Here is a 22,844-nt window from a genome sequence, read left to right as displayed (position 1 = left end):
TTCCGTACAGAGATTGTAAAAATGACCCAGCCAAAGGCTCAATTGCGCCGTGATGGCTTCACATTTAAACAGTTTTTCGTTGCACATGATCGTTGCGCCATGAAAGTCGGTACCGACGGTATCTTACTCGGTGCATGGGCGCCCGTCTCGCGTGCCAACCGTATTCTTGATATTGGCGCAGGAAGTGGTTTGATTTCGCTGATGCTGGCCCAGCGCACCGCTGATAATGTTGTGATTGATGCCATCGAACTGGATGAGCAGGCGGCCACTCAGGCTCAGGAAAATTTTCAGGCTTCCCCCTGGGCGTCGCGTTTGCGAGTGCATCAGGCCGATGTGGTTGAATGGAGCAACGGGCAAACGGTGCGATATTCCCTGATTGTCAGCAATCCCCCTTATTTTGAACAGGGTGTGGAATGTTCGACGGCACAACGTGAGCAGGCCCGCTACACCACCACGCTTGACCATGCTTCATTACTGGAATGTGCGGCTGCACTTATCAGCGAAGAGGGGTTTTTCTGCGTGATTTTACCCGTGGACGTCAGCGAAGCCTTTACCAGCAAAGCGCAGGGAATCGGCTGGCATCTCCGCTTACGCACTGATGTGGCGGAATATGAAACCCGACTGCCGCACCGTGTGTTGCTGGCGTTCTCACCAGCCGCCGGGGAATGTTTTACCGACCGACTGGTGATCCGCGGCGCCGATCAGCATTATTCTGAAAGCTACACCGCATTAACTCAGGCCTTTTACTTATTCATGTAAACCCGAGGCGCAAGCACCGTTGGCCCGGATTCAGGTAACAAATCCGGGTAATCCAGGGTGTAATGCAATCCGCGACTTTCTTTGCGTTGCATCGCGCAGCGGACAATTAACTCCGCAACCTGCACCAGATTACGCAGCTCCAGTAAATTATTCGACACCCGGAAATTGGCGTAATACTCGTCAATTTCCTGCTGCAAAAGCGTAATGCGCCGTAATGCGCGCTCCAGGCGTTTTGTCGAGCGAACAATGCCCACATAGTCCCACATGAACAGCCGCAACTCATGCCAGTTGTGCTGAAGGATAACGCGCTCGTCAGCATCATCCACACGACTTTCATCCCAGGCGGGCAGTGTTTTTATGCTACGGGTATGCGGGATGCGTCGGGCAATATCTTCTGCCGCAGACCATCCGTAGACCAGGCACTCCAGTAATGAGTTCGATGCCATACGGTTGGCGCCGTGCAGCCCGGTATAGCTGACTTCACCGATGGCGTACAGGCCATCAACATCGGCCCGGCCATGCTCGTCGACCATCACCCCGCCGCAGGTGTAGTGGGCTGCGGGCACAATGGGCACCTGGTCTTTGGTTAAATCGATACCGAGACTGAGCAGTTTTTCATAAATCATCGGGAAATGCTGGCGCACAAACTCTTCCGGCTTGTGGCTGATGTCGAGATACATGCAATCAGCGCCAAGGCGTTTCATTTCATGATCGATGGCACGGGCAACAACATCCCGTGGCGCCAGTTCGCCGCGCTCATCAAAATCTGGCATGAAGCGGGTACCATCCGGGCGTTTAAGATGCGCACCTTCGCCGCGCAGGGCTTCGGTGAGCAGAAAGTTACGCGCCTGGGGATGGAACAATGCCGTCGGGTGGAACTGATTAAATTCCAGATTGGCGACCCGGCAACCTGCCCGCCAGGCCATGGCAATACCGTCACCAGAGGAGATATCCGGGTTGGTGGTGTACTGGTACACTTTGGATGCGCCGCCGGTTGCCAGCACAACCGCCCTGGCATGGCAGGTTTCCACCACTTCTTTATTACGATTCCAGATCCATGCGCCCACAACTCGCCGCGTACCGGGCAAGCCAATTTTGTCGGACACAATCAGATCGACCGCATTGCTGCGCTCAAGAATATGAATATTAGGATGGTTAAGTGCTTTACCTACCAGCGTGGTTTCCACCTCTTTTCCGGTAGCGTCAGCAGTGTGAAGAATACGGCGATGACTGTGCCCGCCTTCACGGGTCAGGTGATAGCTTTCACCGCCGTCAGAATCAATCTGTGTATCAAACAGAACGCCCTGATCGATAAGCCACTGTACGCACTGACGCGCATTGCTGGCGACGAATTCGGCGGCGGAACGATCAACAATACCGGCTCCGGCAATTAAAGTATCTTCAACGTGAGATTCGATACTGTCCGTTTCATCGAAAACCGCGGCGATACCGCCTTGTGCGTAAAAGGTTGAGCCTTCACTCACCGGACCTTTACTTAAAACGATAACCTTGTGGTGTTCTGCCATGCGCAGCGCAACGGACAAGCCAGCGGCTCCACTGCCGATAACCAGCACATCGCAGGAAAGATCAGAGGTTGTTTTCATGATGTCTGTTTAATTTACTAAACAATGTAGCGGCAGCATAGCACCACAAAAGGCTGGATAGTACGTTTTTTTTACTATTTGTACTGGCGGCTAAACAAAGAGACGTCAGTTGCCTGTTGTCAGCATGCTGGACATAAGCGCAAATACGCAGGCGTTAAGTGAAACTGATTAGGTGATGAAAAAAAGGCGCTATTGCGTTACTCTCTGGCGGTCTTAGGCTTTTTCATGAGTAAAAATACAGAGTTCGGTGTTTCCAGACTTATAATGAGTCATAATGAAAAGTCTGCTGAACGATACAAAAACAAAGGCGTAACGGAACTTTTTTGCAATCCTACCCTCTAAATGGCTGCTTGCTCATTTTGCAGTATTGGAGTGGCGTTTCTTTTACGCGTGGAAATTGGTTTTGGGGAGACTTTACCTCGGATGAGCGAGCAGTTAACGGATCAGGTCCTTGTCGAACGGGTCCAGAAGGGAGAGCAGAAAGCGTTTAACTTACTGGTGGTTCGCTACCAGCATAAGGTGGCGAGTCTGGTTTCCCGTTATGTACCCTCAGGTGACGTGCCTGATGTCGTACAGGAGTCATTTATTAAAGCCTATCGCGCGCTGGATTCTTTCCGGGGGGATAGCGCTTTTTATACCTGGCTGTACCGTATTGCAGTGAATACAGCAAAAAATTATCTGGTTGCCCAGGGACGCAGGCCGCCATCAAGTGATGTTGATGCGATTGAAGCAGAAAACTTCGAAAGTGGCGGTGCGTTGAAAGAAATTTCGAACCCTGAGAACTTAATGTTGTCAGAGGAACTGAGACAAATAGTTTTCCGTACCATTGAGTCGCTCCCGGAAGATTTACGCATGGCAATTACCTTGCGGGAGCTTGATGGCCTGAGCTATGAAGAGATAGCGGTCATTATGGATTGTCCGGTGGGTACGGTACGTTCACGTATCTTCCGTGCGCGGGAAGCTATTGATAATAAAGTTCAACCGCTTATCAGGCGTTGACGATAGCGGGATACTGGAAAAGGTATTAGGCATGCAGAAAGAACAACTTTCCGCTTTAATGGATGGTGAAACGCTGGATAGTGAGTTGCTCGTTGAGCTGTCTCGCTCTCCTGAAATGCAGAAAACCTGGGAGAATTACCATCTTATCCGTGACACCCTGCGTGGTGATACGGCTGATGTTCTCCACTTCGATATCTCAGCCCGGGTAATGGCCGCGATTGAAAATGAACCTGTTCATCAGGCAACACCGCTAATTCCGGAAGCGCAGCCTGCGCCGCAGGAATGGCAGAAGATGCCGTTCTGGTCAAAAGTTCGTCCCTGGGCGGCACAGCTTACCCAGATGGGCGTGGCAGCATGTGTATCGCTTGCAGTAATCGTGGGCGTCCAGCACTATAATGGGCAGTCAGAATCTTCCCAGCAACCCGAGGCGCCGGTGTTTAACACGATGCCGATGATGGGTAAAGCCAGTCCGGTGAGCCTGGGAGTTCCGGCTGATGCGACGGCAGATGTCGGTCAGCAACAGCAAGTGCAGGAACAGCGTCGTCGTATCAACGCGATGTTACAGGACTATGAACTACAGCGTCGCCTGCATTCCGAACAGCTTAAGTTTGAGCAGGCACAAACGCAGCAAGCCGCTGTGCAGGTGCCAGGCAATCAAACGTTAGGAACTCAATCGCAGTAATGAAGCAACTTTGGTGTGCCATGTCCTTTGTGGCAGCAGGCCTGTTCTTCTCCAGCAACGCCTCGGCAGATACCTCGTCCGGGGCGTTGTTGCAGCAAATGAACGTGGCGAGCCAGTCACTCAATTATGAACTGTCCTTTATCAGCATCAGCAAGCAAGGGGTAGAGTCGTTACGCTACCGTCATGCGCGGATTAACAATCAGCTGCTTGCGCAGCTTTTGCAGATGGATGGCCCACGTCGGGAAGTGGTGCAGCGGGGCAGTGAGATCAGCTATTTTGAGCCTGGTCTTGAGCCCTTTACCCTGAATGGCGACTACATCGTCGACTCTCTACCTTCGCTGGTTTATACCGATTTCAAACGTCTTTCCTCGTACTACGATTTTATTTCTGTCGGACGCACCCGTATTGCGGATCGTCTGTGCGAAGTGATCCGGGTCGTGGCGAGAGATGGCACGCGATACAGCTATATCGTCTGGATGGATGCGGAAACCCGGTTACCGATGCGGGTTGATCTCCTCGATCGTGATGGCGAGACGCTGGAACAGTTCCGCGTGATTAACTATAGCGTCAATGCGCAGGTGGCCAGCAATATGCAGACGCTGGCAAAGGCGAGTTTACCGCCTCTGCTGTCGGTGCCCACAGGAGATAAAGTCACCTTTAACTGGACGCCATCCTGGCTGCCGCAAGGGTTTGTTGAAATCTCCAGCAGCCGCCGCAAGTTGCCGACCGTTGACGTGCCAGTAGAGTCGCGTCTCTACTCTGACGGTCTTTTTAGCTTCTCCGTCAACGTTAACCGCGCAAATCAGAACAGCAGCGATCAAATGCTACGCACCGGCAGACGTACTCTCAGTACCACCGTACGTGACAGTAATGAAATCACCATAGTCGGTGAGCTGCCTCCGCAAACGGCGAAGCGTATTGCCGACAGTATTAAGTACAAGGCGACACAATGATCAAAGAATGGGCAACCGTCGTCTCCTGGAATAAGGGCGAAGCCTTGGTAGAGTGTGATGTTAAAGCATCCTGTAGCAGCTGTGCTTCCCGTTCTGGTTGCGGCACCCGGGTGTTGAATAAACTGGGGCCACAGCTCACTCATACCATTGCCGTACCCAGTGAGCAGCCGTTGGTCAAGGGGCAGAAAGTTGAACTGGGTATCGGCGAAGGCAGCCTGCTGGGGTCGGCACTGCTGGTTTATATGTCTCCGCTGGTGGGGTTGTTCCTGATGGCGGCACTCTTTCAGAGCTTGTTTGGGCGGGATCTGGCAACCCTGTGCGGCGCTGTTCTCGGCGGCGTCGGTGGTTTCTTGCTGGCACGTCATGTTTCGTCAAAACTGGCCATGCGTAATGACTGGCAACCGGTGATTATCAGCGTCGGTCTGCCACCGAATATGGTGCGTATCGAGGATCCTTCCGTCGAGAACGGTCAGTAAATTTCCCGTCTTAATCGGGGAAATGTACAGGCGAATTTGTTAACCGTTTGAGCATTTCCCCGCATTGTCGTTGTAGTGTAGAATGCGGCGTTTCAGACATATGACGTCAGGCTCAGAACAGCGGCCTCTTAGTAATTCGTAAGGCAAAAAATCTCCCTATATGAAGAATATACGTAACTTTTCGATCATTGCTCACATCGACCACGGTAAGTCGACGCTGTCTGACCGTATTATCCAGATCTGCGGCGGCTTGTCCGATCGCGAAATGGAAGCTCAGGTTCTGGATTCCATGGATCTGGAACGTGAACGCGGTATTACCATCAAAGCGCAAAGCGTTACGCTGGATTTCAAGGCATCCGATGGCGAAACCTATCAACTGAACTTTATCGATACTCCCGGTCACGTTGACTTCTCCTACGAAGTATCCCGTTCGCTGGCAGCCTGTGAAGGGGCGTTGCTGGTAGTGGATGCAGGGCAGGGTGTCGAAGCTCAGACGCTGGCAAACTGCTATACGGCGATGGAAATGGACCTCGAAGTGGTACCGGTCCTGAACAAAATCGATCTACCTGCTGCCGATCCGGAACGTGTTGCCGAAGAGATTGAAGATATCGTCGGTATTGATGCTACCGATGCCGTGCGTTGCTCGGCGAAAACCGGCGTCGGCGTGGTTGATGTCCTCGAACGTCTGGTGCGTGAAATCCCTGCGCCGGAAGGCGATCCGGATGCTCCATTGCAGGCACTGATCATTGACTCCTGGTTCGATAATTACCTGGGCGTTGTCTCGTTGATCCGTGTGAAAAACGGTACCTTGCGTAAAGGTGACAAAGTTAAAGTGATGAGCACCGGTCAGGTTTATAACGCCGACCGCCTGGGAATCTTCACACCGAAGCAGGTTGATCGTACGCAACTGAATTGCGGCGAAGTGGGCTGGCTGGTTTGCGCCATTAAAGACATTCTGGGCGCGCCGGTTGGCGATACCCTGACGTTGTCGCGTAACGCTGCGGACAAAGCGCTTCCTGGCTTTAAAAAGGTGAAACCGCAGGTTTATGCGGGTCTGTTCCCGGTCAGCTCTGACGACTACGAAAACTTCCGTGATGCGCTCGGCAAGCTGAGCCTCAACGATGCTTCCCTGTTCTACGAACCGGAAAGCTCGACGGCTCTGGGCTTTGGTTTCCGCTGCGGCTTCCTCGGCCTGCTGCACATGGAAATCATCCAGGAGCGTCTGGAGCGTGAATACGATCTCGACCTGATTACCACGGCGCCGACGGTAGTGTACGAAGTTGAAACCACGGCGAAAGAGGTCATTTACGTCGACAGCCCGTCCAAGCTGCCGCCGTTGAACAATATCTATGAACTGCGTGAACCAATCGCTGAGTGTCATATGCTGTTGCCGCAGGAGTTTCTGGGTAACGTCATTACGCTCTGTATTGAAAAACGTGGTGTGCAGACCAACATGGTTTACCACGGTAAACAAGTTGCCCTGACCTATGAAATCCCAATGGCGGAAGTGGTTCTCGACTTCTTCGACCGTCTGAAGTCAACCTCTCGCGGCTATGCGTCGCTGGATTACAACTTCAAACGTTTCCAGGCTTCCAACATGGTGCGTGTCGATGTCATGATCAACGGTGAGCGTGTTGATGCGCTGGCGCTGATCACCCACAACGACAATGCGCCATACCGTGGTCGTGAACTGGTTGAGAAGATGAAAGAACTGATCCCGCGTCAGCAGTTTGATATCGCGATTCAGGCGGCTATTGGCAACCATATTATTGCCCGCTCTACGGTTAAACAGTTACGTAAAAACGTACTGGCAAAATGCTATGGTGGTGATGTCAGTCGTAAGAAAAAACTGCTGCAGAAACAGAAAGACGGTAAGAAACGTATGAAGCAGGTCGGTAACGTTGAGCTGCCGCAGGAAGCGTTCCTTGCCATTCTGCACGTCGGGAAAGACGGCAAATAACCTTTAAGGAGTTGGCATGGCGAACACGTTTGCCCTGATCCTGGTGATTGCGACCCTGGTGACGGGGTTATTATGGTGCCTGGATAAGTTTATTTTTGCGCCGAAGCGCCGTGAACAGCAGGCTGCCGCGCAGCTGGCTACTAACGACGCGCTTGATAAAAAAACGCTGAAGAAAGTCGGCCCGAAACCGGGCTGGCTGGAAACCGGGGCATCGGTCTTTCCGGTGCTGGCCATTGTGCTGGTTGTGCGCTCTTTTATTTACGAGCCTTTCCAGATCCCCTCTGGTTCAATGATGCCGACGCTGCTTATCGGTGATTTTATTCTGGTGGAAAAATTTGCCTACGGCATCAAAGATCCGATTTACCAGAAGACGTTGATCGAGACGGGCCATCCGAAACGCGGCGATATTGCAGTATTCAAGTATCCTGACGATCCGCGCCTGGATTACATCAAACGCGTTGTTGGCGTTCCGGGCGATAAAGTCAGTTACGATCCGGTTTCCAAACAGGTCACCGTACAGCCAAACTGCAGCTCTGGTCAGGCTTGCGCCAACGCGTTGCCGATTACCTACAGCAACGTTGAGCCAAGTGATTTTGTGCAGACTTTCGGTCGCCGTGAAGGCGGAGAAGCCAGCAGCGGTTTCTTCCAGTTGCCAAAAAGCGAAACCCGTGAAGACGGCGTTCGTCTGACTGAGCGTAAAGAGACCCTGGGCGATGTGACCCATCGCATTCTGACCGTCCCTATTGCGCAGGATCAGCTCGGTATTTATTACAAGCAGCAGGGCCAGCAACTGGCGACCTGGATTGTCCCGCCGGGCCATTATTTTATGATGGGTGACAACCGCGATAACAGCGCTGACAGCCGTTATTGGGGCTTTGTCCCTGAAGCCAATCTGGTGGGGCGCGCAACGGCTATCTGGATGAGTTTCGAGAAACAAGAAGGTGAATGGCCAACAGGTGTGCGCTTAAGCCGTATCGGTGGTATTCATTAAATTTATTGGGGTGCGGAATAATATCTGTACCCCAAATTATTTCCGCTATAAATCAGCTCAGACTAACGACATACCTTGTCGTTACGTATAGAATATTCCCCCGAAGTTTAAGGCTGGCTCCCCTGGGTGCCACAGCACACGAAACCGCGTTGGTTTTTTCTTCCAGGTCGGTTTCGTGTGCTGCATTGTTGACGCATTCATTTATTGGTATCGCATGAACCCCATCGTAATAAATCGGCTTCAGAAGAAGCTGGGCTACACTTTTCTACATCAGGAGCTGTTGCAGCAGGCATTAACCCACCGCAGCGCCAGCAGCAAACATAATGAGCGCCTGGAGTTTTTAGGCGACTCTATTTTAAGTTTTGTCATTGCTAACGCGCTTTATCACCGTTTCCCGCGTGTGGATGAAGGTGATATGAGCCGCATGCGTGCCACACTGGTACGTGGCAACACGCTGGCGGAAATTGCCCGCGAGTTCGAGCTGGGCGAATGTCTGCGTTTAGGGCCGGGCGAACTGAAGAGTGGCGGTTTCCGCCGCGAATCCATTCTGGCCGATACGGTTGAAGCTCTAATCGGTGGTGTTTTTCTGGACAGCGACATCCAGACCGTCGAACGACTGATCCTGAGCTGGTACCAGACGCGTCTGGACGAAATCAGTCCGGGCGATAAACAAAAAGATCCCAAAACGCGTTTGCAGGAGTTTCTGCAAGGTCGTCATTTACCGCTGCCATCTTATCTGGTGGTACAGGTACGTGGCGAAGCGCACGATCAGGAATTTACTATCCACTGCCAGGTCAGTGGCCTGAAAGAGCCGGTGGTTGGCACAGGGTCGAGCCGCCGCAAGGCTGAGCAGGCTGCCGCCGAACAGGCACTGAAAAATCTGGAGCTGGAATGAGCACTGAAGAAAAAAGTTACTGTGGCTTTATCGCCATCGTCGGTCGCCCTAACGTAGGTAAATCCACGTTACTGAACAATCTGCTTGGGCAGAAAGTGTCGATCACCTCGCGTAAAGCGCAGACCACGCGTCACCGCATTGTGGGTATCCACACGGAAGGGGCTTATCAGGCGATTTATGTAGACACCCCAGGTCTGCATATGGAAGAAAAGCGCGCCATTAACCGTCTGATGAACAAGGCGGCAAGCAGCTCTATCGGCGACGTCGAGCTGGTGATTTTTGTGGTGGAAGGGACGCGCTGGACGCCGGACGACGAAATGGTGCTGAACAAACTGCGTGACGGTAAGGCTCCGGTGATTCTGGCTGTCAACAAAGTTGATAACGTTCAGGAAAAAGCGGACCTGTTACCTCATCTGCAATTCCTCGGCAGCCAGATGAACTTTCTCGATATCGTCCCTATCTCTGCTGAGACGGGCTTTAACGTCGACACCATGGCGGGTATCGTGCGTAAACATCTGCCGGAAGCCACCCATCACTTCCCGGAAGATTACATCACCGACAGGTCCCAGCGCTTTATGGCATCGGAGATCATTCGTGAGAAACTGATGCGTTTCCTCGGTGCTGAGCTGCCTTATTCAGTGACGGTTGAAATCGAGCGCTTTGTCTCCAATGAACGTGGCGGTTATGACATTAACGGCCTGATTCTGGTTGAGCGCGAAGGGCAGAAAAAGATGGTGATTGGCAACAAAGGGGCCAAAATCAAAACCATCGGTATTGAAGCCCGTAAAGATATGCAGGAGATGTTCGAAGCGTCGGTGCATCTTGAACTGTGGGTGAAAGTGAAATCCGGTTGGGCCGATGATGAACGTGCACTGCGTAGTCTCGGTTACGTCGACGATCTCTAATACTCGTCGTCTTTCAAGCCGCAGGTGCGTTGGCTACGCTTGTTCGCCCCAGTCACATAGCTTTCTATGCTCCTGGGGACTCGCAAGCTTGCCGTCTTCCTGCAACTCGAAAGCCATAGAGTATCAGTCCTGATGGAAGGCTGGCAGCGCGCTTTCGTCCTGCATAGTCGCCCCTGGAGCGAAACCAGCCTGATGCTGGACGTCTTCACGGAAGAGTCGGGCCGCGTGCGTCTTGTTGCCAAAGGCGCACGTTCCAAACGTTCTAACCTCAAAGGTGCGTTACAACCCTTTACTCCCTTGCTGGTCCGTTTCGGTGGCCGTGGCGACGTCAAAACGCTGCGCAGCGCTGAAGCCGTTTCTCTGGCCCTTCCTCTCAGCGGCATCACCCTCTACAGCGGTCTGTACGTCAATGAGCTGATTGCGCGCGTCCTGGAGCATGAGACCCGCTTTTCTGAGCTGTTCTTTGATTACCTGCACTGTATCCAGGCCCTGGCGGGTGCGACGGGTTCGCCGGAACCAGCCCTGCGCCGTTTTGAACTGGCACTGCTTGGGCATCTGGGATACGGCGTCGATTTTCTGCACTGCGCGGGGAGTGGCGAAGCGGTAGATGACACCATGACCTATCGTTACCGGGAAGAGAAAGGATTTATCGCAAGCGTAGTGATTGATAACACCACCTTTACCGGACGGCATCTGCGTGCGCTGGCGGAACGTGAATTTCCTGATATGGATACGCTCAGAGCGGCGAAACGCTTTACCCGGATAGCGCTAAAGCCGTATCTTGGGGGCAAACCGCTCAAGAGCCGGGAGTTGTTCCGACAATTTTTCCCGAAGCGTTAATAATAACCGATTACCCGACTCGTACTCGCCTCTTTGAGGAGAGTGTCGCAGTGAGGGAAACATAAATCCGAACGGCAAAGAAATAGAGGACTGGCATGTCTGAATTACTGTTAGGCGTCAATATTGATCACATTGCTACCCTGCGTAACGCGCGTGGCACGGCGTATCCGGATCCGGTACAGGCGGCATTTATTGCCGAGCAGGCGGGTGCTGATGGCATCACGGTACACCTGCGTGAAGATCGTCGCCATATCACCGACCGGGATGTCCGCGTGCTGCGACAGACGCTGGATACCCGCATGAACCTCGAGATGGCGGTAACGGAAGAGATGCTGGCGATTGCCGTTGAGACTCAGCCGCATTTCTGCTGCCTGGTGCCGGAAAAACGTCAGGAAGTCACCACCGAAGGCGGGCTGGATGTTGCCGGTCAGCTCGACAAAATGCGTGATGCCTGCAAACGTCTGGCAGATGCCGGGATCCTGGTTTCCCTGTTTATTGATGCCGATGCTGAGCAAATCAAAGCCGCAGCCGATGTGGGCGCGCCTTACATCGAGATCCATACCGGCTGCTACGCCGAAGCGAAAAATGAAGTTGAGCAGGCCAAAGAGCTGGATCGCATTGCCAAAGCCGCAACCTATGCGGCAAGCCTGGGGCTGAAGGTCAACGCCGGGCACGGTTTGACTTATCATAATGTGCAGGCGATTGCCCGTTTGCCGGAAATGCATGAACTGAATATCGGTCATGCCATTATTGGCCGTGCGGTGATGAGTGGCCTCAAAGAGGCGGTCGCAGAGATGAAACGTCTGATGGTGGAAGCGCGTAAGTAATGGCAATTCTGGGCCTGGGTACTGACATCGTTGAAATTGCCCGTATCGAAGCGGTGATTGCCAGAAGCGGCGATCGCCTGGCGAAACGCGTGCTCAGCGACAACGAATGGGTTATCTGGGAAACGCATCAGCAACCGGTGCGTTTTCTGGCGAAGCGCTTTGCGGTCAAAGAGGCCGCCGCTAAAGCTTTTGGTACCGGTATCCGCAACGGTCTGGCGTTTAATCAGTTTGAAGTTTATAACGACGCGCTGGGCAAGCCCTGTTTGCGCTTATGGGGCGAGGCGTTAATACTGGCGGAGAAACTGGGTGTCGCGCATATGCACGTTTCCCTGGCCGATGAACGTCGTTATGCCTGCGCGACGGTGATTATCGAAAGTTAAATCTTATCGGCGTGGTGCATCTGGACAAACTTGTCCCACAGCTGCTCTTCGCTTTCCGGGTGTGCCGGATCCTGCAAAATGGTATTGGGGATCGGGCACACTTTCTGGCAGGTTGGTGTTTCGTAGTGGCCGACGCACTCCGTACAGCGATCGCTGTTAATCTCATAGATACTGTCGCCCATCGTAATGGCCTCATTCGGACATTCGGGTTCGCACATATCGCAATTGATACATTTTTTTGTGATTAACAGCGCCATCAGGAAAATCTCAGAAACCTCACACGAGCAGGGCGAGCATTATACGTGCATTCCCTGCTCAGACCAGTTTTTTCACCAATTCCTCACTATGGCGAATACGATCCGGGGCATGGTCCAAATCCTGCTGAACCAGAGCCATAAAGAGCACATCCACCAGCATCATCTGCGCGCTGGTGGAGGAAATGGCCGCGCTGCGTGTGGCCTGCTCTTCGGCAATGGTATACAGGCAGCGTGTCGCCCGCTGCTGTAACGCATTGGGCGTAAAGCCGGTGATCGCCAGGATCCTGCCGCCAACTCGCAGGGTTTCATCCGCCGCCATATTGATCTCACGACGCTCGCCGGAGTAGGAAATGGGCAGCAACAGATCCTGCGCCGACATTGCCTGTACCGTCGCCAGCAGGGCGTGCATATCCTGCTCCACCGCGGCATTCAGGCCGATTTTCATCAGCTTCCAGCCAAAATTGCGGGCCACCAGCCCTGAGGCGCCAATACCGGTGATGATGATCCGCCGGGCGCTGCGCAGCATCTCCACGCTTTCCCGCAGCTTCTGCTCGTTGTTGACGTCGAGAGTGGCGCGCATGGCGCTCAGGTTTTCATTGATCAGCTTCTCGCCGACCACGCGCAGGGGATCGTCGCCGAGAATATGGTTATGTACGGTCACTGACCAGGGTTCAGGCGCGCTGGCAAGGGCTTCACTCAGGGCCAGTTTCAATGCCGGAAAGCCTTTGAAGCCCAGTTTCTGGGCAAATTTCACCACGCTTGACTGACTCACGCCTGCATCAGCCGCCAGCTGTTGCGAGCTTAAATGGCGGGCCTGGTCAGGATTCGCCAGCAAAAAATCCGCCAGTTTCCGGTCACTCTGGGCAAACCCGGCATAGCGCTGGCGGATCTGTATCAAACAACTCATATCGTCTCCTGAGGCAAAATGTGACGGCGATTGCAAAAAACGCATTTTACGCAGGCTAATGAATTTTATATTCCATTTTATTACGGTTATTATGAATTAAAAATTCTTAAGGAGCAAAAATGAATCTTGGCGCACTGGTATCAGAGACCCGCAATCCACAAACCATGGATTTAGATGCATTGACGACCATAGAGTTAGTTAACCGTTTTAACCAACAGGATACGCTGGTCGCCGAAGCTGTCAAAGCGACATTGCCGGAGGTCGCCAGAGCCGTCGATGCCGCCGCAACGGCATTGCAGGCGGGTGGGCGCATTATCTATATGGGTGCCGGAACCAGCGGGCGGCTTGGCGTGCTGGATGCTTCTGAATGTCCGCCGACTTTTGGCGTCCCCCACGGTCTGGTGGTGGGTCTGATAGCCGGGGGGCCAGGGGCGTTGCTGAAAGCAGTTGAAGGGGCGGAGGACAACGCGCAGCTTGGTGCTGATGACCTGCTGGCGCTCTCCCTTACCGCCGACGATCTGGTGGTTGGACTGGCAGCGTCCGGACGCACGCCTTATGTCATCGGTGGGCTGAAATATGCCGCTGGTCTTGGCTGTACTACGGTTGCCGTCTCCTGTAATCCGGATTCCCCCATTGCGCGGGAAGCGGATATTGCCATCTCTCCGGTGGTGGGCCCGGAAGCCTTAACCGGCTCAACGCGCCTGAAATCCGGTACTGCGCAGAAACTGGTGCTGAACATGATCTCCACCGGGGCGATGGTTAAATTCGGCAAGGTTTATCAGAACCTGATGGTGGACATGAAAGCGACCAACGTGAAGCTGGTGGACAGGGCCTGCCGGATGTTGATGGAAGCCACCGGCGTGGCGCGTGAGCAGGCTGAAACCGTGCTTAAACAGACGGATTATGAGGTCAAACCGGCCATTCTGATGGTGCTCAGCGGTCTGGACGCTGCCTCTGCGCGGAACAGGCTTGATCTTCACCAGGGTTTTTTACGCGCAGCACTGGAAAAATAAAGGAGCGGTGATGGAAAAGACAGCGGCACTTGCCAGCGGCATCCTTGCGGGTGTGGGTGGACAGAGTAATATTCTGCGGCTCGAAAACTGTATGACGCGTGTGCGTATTGAGATACAGGATGAAGACAAGCTGGATCTGACGGGCGTGAAACAACTGCCTGGCATCAGCGGCTACGTGAAGCAGGGTCAGCAGCACCAGTTTATTGTCGGCCCGGGCAGAGCGGCGCAGGTGGTGGATGCCATGCAGGCGCAAATGGCTGAGGGGCCGGCGGTTGCTCCTTTTGACGATGCTGAACGCAACAAAGCGCAGGCCAAAGCCAGATACAAAGCGCCGATGAGCGATGCGCTGCGTCAGTTAGCCAACGTCTTTATTCCCCTGATCCCGGCGTTTATCGCTTCCGGCCTGATAACCGGCATTATTAACATCTTAAAACGCCCGGATATTGTCGGTGATTTCGCCACCCAATACCCTAACATGCTGGGACTGCTGGCTATTTTCGGCAGTGCTGTGTTTGCCATTATGAACATCCTGGTCGGGGTGAACACCGCAAAAGTGTTTGGCGGTTCGCAGGCGCTCGGGGGCGTCATGGCCGGGATCCTCTCCAGCCCACAGTTGGCGCAGATAACTCTCTTCGGCGAGGCGCTTTCGCCAGGGCGTGGCGGGGTTATTGCCGTCCTGTTGGTGGTGGTGCTGATGTGCTGGATTGAAAAGCGTCTGCGTCGCATATTGCCCGGCTCCGTCGAACTCATTCTCAATCCGTTACTGACCACATTGATTGCCGGTACGATCGCTATTGTTGCTCTTCAACCCGTCGGGGGCTTTATTTCTGAAGCTATCGCCCATGGGGCCACCTGGGCTATTGACCGGGGCGGCGTGCTGGTGGGGGCGGTGCTGGCCGGAACCTTCCTGCCGTTGGTGTTAACGGGGCTGCATCAGGGGCTGGTGCCTATTCACGTTGAGCTGGTACAGGCGCACGGTTACAACGCGCTACTGCCAATACTTGCTATGGCGGGTGTGGGGCAGGTGGGGGCGGCTATTGCGGTCCTCATGAAAACCCGCAATACCCGGCTCAGGAAAGTGATTAAAGGCGCGCTTCCCGTTGGTCTGTTGGGGGTGGGCGAGCCGCTGATTTTCGGGGTCACATTGCCGTTGGGCAAACCTTTTCTTGGCGCCTGCTTAGGTGGTGCGGTGGGCGGCGCGTTTATCAGCTATTGCAAAGTCGCAACGGTTATCACTTTTGGTATCTCCGGCCTGCCGATGGCATTAACTATCGTTACCGGAAAAGTGATGTTCTATCTGTTAGGCTATCTGATAGCGGTTATTGCCGGGTTCCTGTTCACCTGGTTTTTAGGCTTTAACGATCCCGAGGAGTAAGATTTGACTACCAGCGAGCGTCGCGTTGTTTTTTTCGATCTTGATGGCACTTTGCACCAGCAGGACATGTTCGGCACTTTTCTGCGCTATGTTCTGCGTCATCACCCGCTTAACGTCTTGCTGGTACTGCCTGTTTTACCGGTCATCGGTATTACTCTTCTGGTTAAAGGACGCGCGGCGCGCTGGCCGATGAGTTTGCTGCTATGGGCCTGTACCTTTGGCTACAGCGAAGCGCATATGAAGCAGCTGGAGCAAAAGTTTGCGCACTGGTTTCGGGCTAAGGTCACCGCTTTCCCGGTGGTTCAGGAGCGGCTCACCAATTACCTTCTGGCCTCAGATGCGGATATCTGGCTGATTACCGGCTCTCCACAGCCGCTGGTGGAGCAGGTCTATTGTGATACGCCCTGGCTGCCGCGTGTGAATATCATCGCCAGCCAGACTGGACGTCGTTATGGCGGTCAGGTGCTGACAATGCGCTGTCTGGGGCATGAAAAAGTGGCGCAGCTTGAGCGGCAGATCGGCACGCCGCTGCGTCTCTACAGCGGCTACAGCGACAGCAAGCAGGACAACCCGTTGCTCTATTTTTGCCAGCATCGCTGGCGGGTTACGCCGCAGGGTAAGCTCCAGCAACTGGAATGAGTGATGTGTAACCGATAACGGATGTGTATAATGCGCCCCGCTTGTTAACTGGAGTGCTTCCCTTGTCCAACCCCGAACTGAATCATGATTACTGGATGCGTCACGCTCTGACGCTGGCAAAGCGCGCGTGGAACGAAGGTGAAGTGCCCGTGGGCGCCGTGCTGGTGCACAATAATCAGGTGATTGGTGAGGGCTGGAACCGTCCGATTGGCCGTCATGATCCTACCGCCCATGCGGAAATCATGGCGCTGCGTCAGGGCGGAATGGTGCTGCAGAACTACCGTCTTATTGATACCACGCTGTATGTGACCCTCGAGCCCTGTGTGATGTGTGCAGGGGCGATGGTGCACGGTCGCATTGGGCAACTGGTTTTCGGCGCGCGCGATGCAAAAACCGGCGCCGCTGGTTCTTTGATGGACGTCCTGCATCATCCGGGTATGAATCACCGGGTAGAAATCATTGAGGGCGTGTTACAGGATGAATGCGCCGCCATGCTGAGCGACTTCTTTCGTCAGCGCAGGCTGGAGAAAAAAGCCCTTAAAAAAGGGCCTGAGTCTCTTATTTGACGCTTGCCGGTATCCCGATCGTCAGCCTGTCCGGCACGATCAGTGGATTACGTGGGAAAGCATCGCTGGGGCTCGGATTAAAGGCGCTGAAGGGCATCACGCCGTAAGGCGTCCGGTTAAACTCTTCAGAAGCCACCACCGGGTAACTCTGAGCTATTTTCAACGCCTTCGCTGCTTCTTTCTCTTTTTCCAGCAGATAACCCACCAGGCTTATTTCATACTTACGAATATTTTCCACATAAGCATAGGCTTCATGACCTCGGGCGTAGCCGTAGGTGAGCTTGCTGTAATACGGTTTCTGGCTCAATAGCGGCAGACGCTGCTTCACGTCTGCCCAGCTGTCGGGATTACCTTTGGTTTTACTGGTCAGAGCCCGGGCATCAAGCATATGAGCGTAACCCATATTGTAAGCGGCGAGGGCAAACCAGACCCGCTCTTCCTGCGGGACGGTTTCCGGCACTTTCACCATCATATCCTGCAGGTAGCGCGCACCGCCGCTGATACTCTGTTCGGCATCGGTTCTGTCGCTCAGACCCAGGCTCTGGGCGGTATTTTTGGTGAGCATCATCAACCCACGAACGCCAGTGGGCGATGTGGCCTGGGTATCCCAGTGCGATTCCTGATAAGAAATCGCCGCCAGCAAACGCCAGTCGATATTCTGCGCATATTTAGTGAACAGCGGTTGTAGATCCGGCAGCACGCTGTCAACGGCCCGCAGGAACGAACGGGTATCGACATAGTCAAAATCATTGCCGTGTCCGAGGTATTTCTCCTCCAGGCGCGCCAGGGTGCCATCTTCATTAATGTTGTTGTAAAAATCGAGCATGGCCGCAGAGAGCGTATTGTCGCTGTCACGGGCACTGAACCAGGTCACCGGCTGTTCGTCGCTAATGTCGAGCGCCACCGCGAGTTCGGGGTGGACACGCTGGAATAAGCTGATGGCCACCGAGTCCGCCACTGTATAACTCAGTTTGCCATTCACCACCTCGGCCAGCAGATCGCTGGTGCCCATCTTCTCATCCACTTTCCAGCTCAGGTCCGGGAATTTTTTCTCTTTTAATTCGCGCAGATCATTGATGGCGACATGACCAGGGGCAATGGTTAACTGGCTGTCAGTCACGCTGGCAAGCGTGCGGGGACGGTAGCTGCCCACCCGGTAAACCAGCTGTTGAGATACCCAGTAGTACACCGGGCCTGGTTGATAATGCTGAATTCTTTCGTTGTTATAAACCAGACCGGCGGCCAGCATGTCGGCTCTGCCATCGTCCAGATCGTCAAACAGCTGGCTGATATTTTGCCGAACGGTCACCTGCAACTTCACGCCGAGATAGCTGGCAAACTGCTGGGCCAGTTCATAGTCCAGGCCATAGGATTTTTGGTCTATGTTTGCATAGGTAACTGGAGAGGCAATGGTACTGATGCGCAGCTCACCGCGCGCCTTTATGGCGGCAATACGGTTCTCCGCTTTACCGAACCAGGGAACAGAAGGCCATAAGGCTGCTGCCAGCAGCAGAGTGACAATGCCGATGAGCAGATAATTAATCTTAAATTTTTTCAATTAGTTAATTCTCTGCACCACGGGATGCCTCAAAAAATAGCCGCCATAACTAAAGGGATGTTTAACGACGATTGAGCGGCATTCTGCGCAACAAAACGCCAGTTGGCAACTAATTAGCAAAAAGGCCATTTGTCGATGCCAAATGACAGGCATAATTTTATTTCCACGCAAACGGTTTCGTCGCTGCTCAGTATTCACTATAATGACGCCCGTTTTCCCCCTGATGCACACTTAAAGCTTCGAAGACGAGAGACTTATGATGGAAATTCTGCGTGGTTCGCCTGCACTGTCCGCATTTCGTATTAACAAACTGCTGGCGAGTTTTCAGGCAGCCCGGCTCCCGGTGAGCAACATTTACGCTGAGTATGTCCATTTCGCCGATGTAAACGATCGGTTGAACGACGAAGAACTGACCCGGCTGCAACGACTTCTGCAATACGGGCCGAGCTTAAGCAGCCACACCCCGTCCGGTAAATTGCTCCTCGTTACACCTCGCCCTGGCACAATCTCTCCCTGGTCTTCTAAAGCAACGGATATCGCGCATAACTGCTCACTGACCAAAATCAATCGCCTTGAGCGAGGCGTGGCGTACTACGTTGAAGCCTCAAACCTGAGCGATGAGCAGTGGGCAAGCGTCGCCGCCGAATTGCATGACCGCATGATGGAGACGGTCTTTAGCGCAGAAGCCGATGCAGCGCAGCTGTTTGAGCATCATCAGCCTGCGCCAGTGCAGAGCGTGGATCTGCTCGGTGAAGGTCGTCAGGCGTTGATCGACGCTAACCTGCGTCTGGGGCTGGCGCTGGCGGAAGACGAAATTGATTACCTCCAGGATGCGTTTACCCGTCTTGGTCGTAACCCTAACGATATCGAGCTGTACATGTTCGCGCAGGCTAACTCCGAACATTGCCGCCACAAAATTTTTAACGCCGACTGGATTATTGACGGTGAGCAGCAGCCTAAATCGCTGTTCAAAATGATCAAAAATACCTTCGAGAAAAACCCGGAGTATGTGCTGTCAGCCTACAAAGACAACGCCGCGGTAATGGAAGGTTCCGAGGTCGGGCGCTTCTTTGCTGACCACGAAAACGGTCGCTATGACTTCCACCAGGAAGCGGCGCATATCCTGATGAAGGTCGAAACCCATAACCACCCGACGGCGATTTCTCCGTGGCCGGGCGCGGCAACAGGCTCCGGCGGTGAAATCCGCGATGAAGGCGCAACGGGCCGTGGGGCAAAACCGAAAGCCGGTCTGGTGGGCTTCTCCGTGTCTAACCTGCGTATTCCGGGTTTTGAACAGCCGTGGGAAGAGGATTTCGGTAAGCCGGAACGTATCGTCACCGCGCTGGATATCATGACCGATGGTCCGCTGGGCGGCGCGGCGTTTAACAACGAGTTTGGTCGTCCGGCTCTGACCGGTTACTTCCGTACCTATGAAGAAAAAGTGAACAGCCACAACGGCGAAGAGCTGCGCGGCTACCACAAACCCGTCATGCTGGCAGGCGGTATCGGTAATATCCGTGCCGACCATGTACAGAAAGGTGAAATCACCGTTGGCGCGAAGCTGATTGTGCTGGGCGGTCCGGCCATGAACATCGGCCTTGGCGGCGGCGCGGCTTCGTCAATGGCTTCCGGCCAGTCTGACGCGGATCTCGATTTTGCCTCCGTTCAGCGTGATAACCCGGAAATGGAACGTCGTTGCCAGGAAGTGATCGACCGCTGCTGGCAGTTGGGCGATGCCAACCCTATTCAGTTTATCCACGATGTGGGCGCCGGTGGTTTGTCCAACGCGATGCCTGAGCTGGTAAGTGATGGCGGGCGCGGCGGTAAATTCCAGCTGCGCGACATCCTCAGCGACGAGCCGGGAATGAGCCCGCTGGAGATCTGGTGTAACGAATCCCAGGAACGCTATGTGCTGTCTGTGGCTGCCGACCAGCTGCCGCTGTTCGACGAGCTGTGCCGTCGCGAACGCGCGCCTTATGCGGTGATCGGCGAAGCGATTGCTGAGCAGCATCTGAGCATGGACGACAGCCACTTTGACAACCAGCCGATCGATTTGCCGCTGGATGTGCTGCTTGGCAAAACGCCGAAAATGACCCGTGACGTGCAGACGCGCAAAGCCGTCGGAGACGCCATTGATTCACGTAACATCTCCATTGCCGACGCGGTAAACCGCGTTCTGCATCTGCCTGCGGTTGCCGAGAAAACCTTCCTCGTGACCATCGGCGATCGCACGGTGACCGGTATGGTCTCTCGCGACCAGATGGTGGGGCCGTGGCAGGTGCCGGTTGCTAACTGCGCGGTGACCACCGCCAGTCTGGACAGCTACTACGGTGAAGCGATGTCCATCGGCGAACGTGCGCCTGTCGCACTGCTGGACTTCGCCGCCTCCGCCCGCCTGGCGGTAGGGGAATCCCTGACCAACATGGCGGCAACGCAGATTGGCGAACTTAGTCGCATTAAGCTCTCTGCAAACTGGATGGCCGCAGCCGGTCACCCGGGCGAAGATGCGGGCCTGTATGCCGCCGTGAAAGCGGTAGGTGAAGAGCTTTGCCCGGCGCTTGGCCTGACCATTCCGGTGGGTAAAGACTCCATGTCGATGAAAACCCGCTGGCAGGAAGGTAGCGAGCAACGCGAGATGACCTCGCCGCTGTCGCTGGTTATCACCGCTTTTGCCCGCGTGGAAGATGTCCGTCGCACCGTAACGCCGCAGCTCTCGACCGAAGACAACGCCCTGTTGTTAATCGATCTGGGTAAAGGTCACAATGCGCTGGGCGCAACGGCGCTGGCGCAGGTATATCGCCAGCTGGGCGACAAAACCGCCGATGTCCGTGATGTTGCGCAGTTAAAAGGCTTCTGGAACGCCATGCAGGCGCTGGTGGCAGAACGTAAACTGCTGGCCTGGCATGACCGCTCTGACGGTGGCCTGCTGGTGACCCTCGCAGAAATGGCCTTTGCCGGTCACTGTGGTGTGAACGTCGATATCGCAAGCCTGGGCAGCGACCATCTGGCGGCTCTGTTCAATGAAGAGCTGGGCGGCGTGATTCAGGTGCGTGCGGCAGATCGCGACGCGGTTGAAGCGCTGCTTGCGGCAAACGGTCTGGCGGATTGCGTTCACTACCTTGGTCAGGCGACCGCCAGCGATCGCTTTGTGGTTGCAGCCGCAGGTCAGACGGTGTTCAGCGAAAGCCGCACCACGCTTCGTATGTGGTGGGCCGAAACCACCTGGCAGATGCAGCGCCTGCGTGATAACCCGGAGTGTGCCGATCAGGAACACGACGCCAAAGCCAATGATGCCGATCCGGGCCTCAACGTGAAGCTCTCCTTCGATATCAGCGAAGATATCGCCGCACCTTATATTGCCACCGGCGCTCGTCCGAAAGTGGCTGTCCTGCGTGAGCAAGGGGTTAACTCCCACGTGGAGATGGCGGCCGCGTTTTACCGTGCGGGCTTCGATGCGATTGATGTCCATATGAGCGATTTGCTGGCGGGCCGTACCGGTCTGGAGGACTTCCAGGCGCTGGTGGCCTGCGGTGGCTTCTCTTACGGCGATGTGCTGGGCGCAGGCGAAGGCTGGGCGAAGTCTATTCTCTTCAACAACCGTGTGCGTGACGAATTCGAAACCTTCTTCCACCGTCCGCAGACGCTGGCGCTGGGCGTGTGTAACGGCTGTCAGATGATGTCTAACCTGCGTGAGCTGGTGCCGGGCAGCGAATTGTGGCCGCGTTTTGTGCGTAACCACTCTGATCGTTTCGAAGCACGTTTCAGCCTGGTTGAAGTCACCCAAAGCCCGTCATTGCTGCTGCAGGGAATGGTCGGTTCGCAGATGCCGATCGCCGTTTCTCATGGTGAAGGTCGCGTAGAAGTACGTGATGCAGCCCACCTGGCTGCGCTTGAAAGCAAAGGGCTGGTGGCACTGCGTTTCGTTGATAACTTCGGCAAAGTGACGCAAACCTACCCGGCAAACCCGAATGGCTCGCCAAACGGTATTACCGCAGTGACCAGCGAAAGCGGTCGCGTAACGCTGATGATGCCGCATCCGGAGCGTGTGTTCCGTACCGTGAGCAACTCCTGGCACCCGGAAAACTGGGGCGAGGACAGCCCGTGGATGCGTATCTTCCGCAACGCGCGTAAGCAACTGGGTTAAGTATCATCGCCACTGCTAAAAGGCTCTCCTGATGGAGTAATGCCGATCAGTTAAGGATCGGTTGACCGATCCTTAATCTGCGGCACTATAACGGCTTCCACAACAGGGAGCCGT

22 protein-coding genes are annotated in these 22,844 nt (G+C 54.5%); 18 read left to right on the top strand and 4 right to left on the bottom strand.

What is annotated here, in order from left to right; translation table 11 throughout:
• Positions 1-21 precede the first annotated feature (21 nt).
• Positions 22-759, top strand: a complete 738-nt coding sequence (trmN, locus tag ACSZO4_RS07325; RefSeq protein ID WP_437888224.1) for a tRNA(1)(Val) (adenine(37)-N(6))-methyltransferase TrmN — start codon at positions 22-24, stop codon at positions 757-759.
• On the opposite strand, the gene nadB is transcribed toward trmN, so the two are convergent.
• The gene (nadB, locus tag ACSZO4_RS07320) at positions 744-2,363 is read right to left on the bottom strand and encodes an L-aspartate oxidase (RefSeq protein ID WP_437888223.1); all 1,620 of its coding nucleotides are present in this window, start codon (positions 2,361-2,363) and stop codon (positions 744-746) included. The genes trmN and nadB overlap by 16 nt on opposite strands.
• A gap of 367 nt (positions 2,364-2,730) precedes the next feature.
• On the opposite strand from nadB, the gene ACSZO4_RS07315 reads away from it, so the two are divergent.
• The 12 genes from ACSZO4_RS07315 to acpS all read left to right on the top strand — a co-directional run bounded on the left by ACSZO4_RS07315 (position 2,731) and on the right by acpS (position 12,271).
• Positions 2,731-2,790: a hypothetical protein gene (locus ACSZO4_RS07315; protein WP_437434421.1), complete on the top strand. Its 60-nt coding sequence runs from the start codon at positions 2,731-2,733 to the stop codon at positions 2,788-2,790.
• Positions 2,787-3,362, top strand: a complete 576-nt coding sequence (gene rpoE, locus ACSZO4_RS07310; RefSeq protein ID WP_437888222.1) for an RNA polymerase sigma factor RpoE — start codon at positions 2,787-2,789, stop codon at positions 3,360-3,362. Before ACSZO4_RS07315 ends, rpoE begins: the two co-directional genes overlap by 4 nt.
• Before the next feature lie 31 nt (positions 3,363-3,393).
• Complete coding sequence (rseA, locus tag ACSZO4_RS07305) at positions 3,394-4,044, top strand: anti-sigma-E factor RseA (RefSeq protein ID WP_437888221.1); 651 nt, start codon at positions 3,394-3,396, stop codon at positions 4,042-4,044.
• Entirely contained in the window at positions 4,044-4,997 is a 954-nt protein-coding gene (gene rseB / locus ACSZO4_RS07300; RefSeq protein WP_437888220.1) for a sigma-E factor regulatory protein RseB, read from the top strand. The genes rseA and rseB overlap by 1 nt, the downstream gene beginning before the upstream one ends.
• The gene (gene rseC, locus ACSZO4_RS07295) at positions 4,994-5,473 is read left to right on the top strand and encodes a SoxR-reducing system protein RseC (protein ID WP_437888219.1); all 480 of its coding nucleotides are present in this window, start codon (positions 4,994-4,996) and stop codon (positions 5,471-5,473) included. Before rseB ends, rseC begins: the two co-directional genes overlap by 4 nt.
• A gap of 160 nt (positions 5,474-5,633) precedes the next feature.
• Positions 5,634-7,433: a translation elongation factor 4 gene (gene lepA / locus ACSZO4_RS07290; RefSeq protein WP_437888218.1), complete on the top strand. Its 1,800-nt coding sequence runs from the start codon at positions 5,634-5,636 to the stop codon at positions 7,431-7,433.
• A gap of 16 nt (positions 7,434-7,449) precedes the next feature.
• On the top strand, positions 7,450-8,424 hold the full coding sequence (lepB, locus tag ACSZO4_RS07285) for a signal peptidase I (RefSeq protein WP_437888217.1): 975 nt from the start codon (positions 7,450-7,452) through the stop codon (positions 8,422-8,424).
• A gap of 214 nt (positions 8,425-8,638) precedes the next feature.
• The gene (gene rnc, locus ACSZO4_RS07280; RefSeq protein WP_437888216.1) at positions 8,639-9,319 is read left to right on the top strand and encodes a ribonuclease III; all 681 of its coding nucleotides are present in this window, start codon (positions 8,639-8,641) and stop codon (positions 9,317-9,319) included.
• Entirely contained in the window at positions 9,316-10,224 is a 909-nt protein-coding gene (gene era / locus ACSZO4_RS07275) for a GTPase Era (RefSeq protein ID WP_437888215.1), read from the top strand. Before rnc ends, era begins: the two co-directional genes overlap by 4 nt.
• Before the next feature lie 132 nt (positions 10,225-10,356).
• Positions 10,357-11,064 carry a DNA repair protein RecO gene (gene recO, locus ACSZO4_RS07270; protein ID WP_437888246.1) on the top strand — a complete coding sequence of 236 codons (708 nt, stop codon included), beginning with the start codon at positions 10,357-10,359 and terminating at the stop codon, positions 11,062-11,064.
• 95 nt (positions 11,065-11,159) lie between these two features.
• Complete coding sequence (pdxJ, locus tag ACSZO4_RS07265; protein WP_437888214.1) at positions 11,160-11,891, top strand: pyridoxine 5'-phosphate synthase; 732 nt, start codon at positions 11,160-11,162, stop codon at positions 11,889-11,891.
• Entirely contained in the window at positions 11,891-12,271 is a 381-nt protein-coding gene (gene acpS / locus ACSZO4_RS07260; protein ID WP_437888213.1) for a holo-ACP synthase, read from the top strand. The genes pdxJ and acpS overlap by 1 nt, the downstream gene beginning before the upstream one ends.
• Here the strand turns inward: acpS and ACSZO4_RS07255 are convergent.
• Complete coding sequence (locus ACSZO4_RS07255; RefSeq protein WP_437888212.1) at positions 12,268-12,528, bottom strand: YfhL family 4Fe-4S dicluster ferredoxin; 261 nt, start codon at positions 12,526-12,528, stop codon at positions 12,268-12,270. The two genes, acpS and ACSZO4_RS07255, sit on opposite strands and share 4 nt — an antisense overlap.
• A 58-nt stretch (positions 12,529-12,586) precedes the next feature.
• A complete protein-coding gene (locus ACSZO4_RS07250) occupies positions 12,587-13,435 on the bottom strand; it encodes a MurR/RpiR family transcriptional regulator (protein WP_437888211.1) in 849 nt (282 codons plus the stop codon).
• A 119-nt stretch (positions 13,436-13,554) separates the two neighbouring features.
• Between ACSZO4_RS07250 and murQ the strand changes: the two genes are divergently transcribed.
• From murQ to tadA, 4 genes are read left to right on the top strand one after another with little or no spacing between them, the layout of a single operon-like run.
• Complete coding sequence (murQ, locus tag ACSZO4_RS07245; RefSeq protein WP_437888210.1) at positions 13,555-14,448, top strand: N-acetylmuramic acid 6-phosphate etherase; 894 nt, start codon at positions 13,555-13,557, stop codon at positions 14,446-14,448.
• A 10-nt stretch (positions 14,449-14,458) separates the two neighbouring features.
• Entirely contained in the window at positions 14,459-15,823 is a 1,365-nt protein-coding gene (locus ACSZO4_RS07240; RefSeq protein ID WP_437888209.1) for a PTS transporter subunit EIIC, read from the top strand.
• A gap of 3 nt (positions 15,824-15,826) precedes the next feature.
• Complete coding sequence (yfhb, locus tag ACSZO4_RS07235; RefSeq protein ID WP_437888208.1) at positions 15,827-16,462, top strand: phosphatidylglycerophosphatase C; 636 nt, start codon at positions 15,827-15,829, stop codon at positions 16,460-16,462.
• A 23-nt stretch (positions 16,463-16,485) separates the two neighbouring features.
• Complete coding sequence (tadA, locus tag ACSZO4_RS07230) at positions 16,486-17,028, top strand: tRNA adenosine(34) deaminase TadA (protein ID WP_437888207.1); 543 nt, start codon at positions 16,486-16,488, stop codon at positions 17,026-17,028.
• Here the strand turns inward: tadA and mltF are convergent.
• The gene (gene mltF, locus ACSZO4_RS07225) at positions 17,021-18,586 is read right to left on the bottom strand and encodes a membrane-bound lytic murein transglycosylase MltF (protein WP_437888206.1); all 1,566 of its coding nucleotides are present in this window, start codon (positions 18,584-18,586) and stop codon (positions 17,021-17,023) included. The two genes, tadA and mltF, sit on opposite strands and share 8 nt — an antisense overlap.
• A gap of 256 nt (positions 18,587-18,842) precedes the next feature.
• Here mltF and purL point away from each other — a divergent pair, with 256 nt between their 5' ends.
• Positions 18,843-22,730, top strand: a complete 3,888-nt coding sequence (gene purL / locus ACSZO4_RS07220; RefSeq protein ID WP_437888205.1) for a phosphoribosylformylglycinamidine synthase — start codon at positions 18,843-18,845, stop codon at positions 22,728-22,730.
• The last annotated feature ends 114 nt before the right edge of the window (positions 22,731-22,844 follow it).

Source organism: Phytobacter sp. V91, assembly GCF_965644225.1.
Classification (GTDB): Bacteria; Pseudomonadota; Gammaproteobacteria; order Enterobacterales; family Enterobacteriaceae; genus CBFFRJ01.
This window is presented reverse-complemented; position numbering and strand designations above follow the sequence as displayed.

What these genes read in the sequence shown, in the direction of transcription:
- rseC (WP_437888219.1), top strand. Translation starts at nt 4,994, where the DNA reads ATGATCAAAGAATGGGCAACCGTCGTCTCCTGGAATAAGGGCGAAGCC.
- recO (WP_437888246.1), top strand. Translation starts at nt 10,357, where the DNA reads ATGGAAGGCTGGCAGCGCGCTTTCGTCCTGCATAGTCGCCCCTGGAGC.
- acpS (WP_437888213.1), top strand. Translation starts at nt 11,891, where the DNA reads ATGGCAATTCTGGGCCTGGGTACTGACATCGTTGAAATTGCCCGTATC.
- era (WP_437888215.1), top strand. Translation starts at nt 9,316, where the DNA reads ATGAGCACTGAAGAAAAAAGTTACTGTGGCTTTATCGCCATCGTCGGT.
- murQ (WP_437888210.1), top strand. Translation starts at nt 13,555, where the DNA reads ATGAATCTTGGCGCACTGGTATCAGAGACCCGCAATCCACAAACCATG.
- lepB (WP_437888217.1), top strand. Translation starts at nt 7,450, where the DNA reads ATGGCGAACACGTTTGCCCTGATCCTGGTGATTGCGACCCTGGTGACG.
- ACSZO4_RS07240 (WP_437888209.1), top strand. Translation starts at nt 14,459, where the DNA reads ATGGAAAAGACAGCGGCACTTGCCAGCGGCATCCTTGCGGGTGTGGGT.
- ACSZO4_RS07255 (WP_437888212.1), bottom strand. Translation starts at nt 12,528, where the DNA reads ATGGCGCTGTTAATCACAAAAAAATGTATCAATTGCGATATGTGCGAA.
- ACSZO4_RS07250 (WP_437888211.1), bottom strand. Translation starts at nt 13,435, where the DNA reads ATGAGTTGTTTGATACAGATCCGCCAGCGCTATGCCGGGTTTGCCCAG.
- nadB (WP_437888223.1), bottom strand. Translation starts at nt 2,363, where the DNA reads ATGAAAACAACCTCTGATCTTTCCTGCGATGTGCTGGTTATCGGCAGT.
- rseA (WP_437888221.1), top strand. Translation starts at nt 3,394, where the DNA reads ATGCAGAAAGAACAACTTTCCGCTTTAATGGATGGTGAAACGCTGGAT.
- rseB (WP_437888220.1), top strand. Translation starts at nt 4,044, where the DNA reads ATGAAGCAACTTTGGTGTGCCATGTCCTTTGTGGCAGCAGGCCTGTTC.
- lepA (WP_437888218.1), top strand. Translation starts at nt 5,634, where the DNA reads ATGAAGAATATACGTAACTTTTCGATCATTGCTCACATCGACCACGGT.
- rnc (WP_437888216.1), top strand. Translation starts at nt 8,639, where the DNA reads ATGAACCCCATCGTAATAAATCGGCTTCAGAAGAAGCTGGGCTACACT.
- trmN (WP_437888224.1), top strand. Translation starts at nt 22, where the DNA reads ATGACCCAGCCAAAGGCTCAATTGCGCCGTGATGGCTTCACATTTAAA.
- rpoE (WP_437888222.1), top strand. Translation starts at nt 2,787, where the DNA reads ATGAGCGAGCAGTTAACGGATCAGGTCCTTGTCGAACGGGTCCAGAAG.
- purL (WP_437888205.1), top strand. Translation starts at nt 18,843, where the DNA reads ATGATGGAAATTCTGCGTGGTTCGCCTGCACTGTCCGCATTTCGTATT.
- pdxJ (WP_437888214.1), top strand. Translation starts at nt 11,160, where the DNA reads ATGTCTGAATTACTGTTAGGCGTCAATATTGATCACATTGCTACCCTG.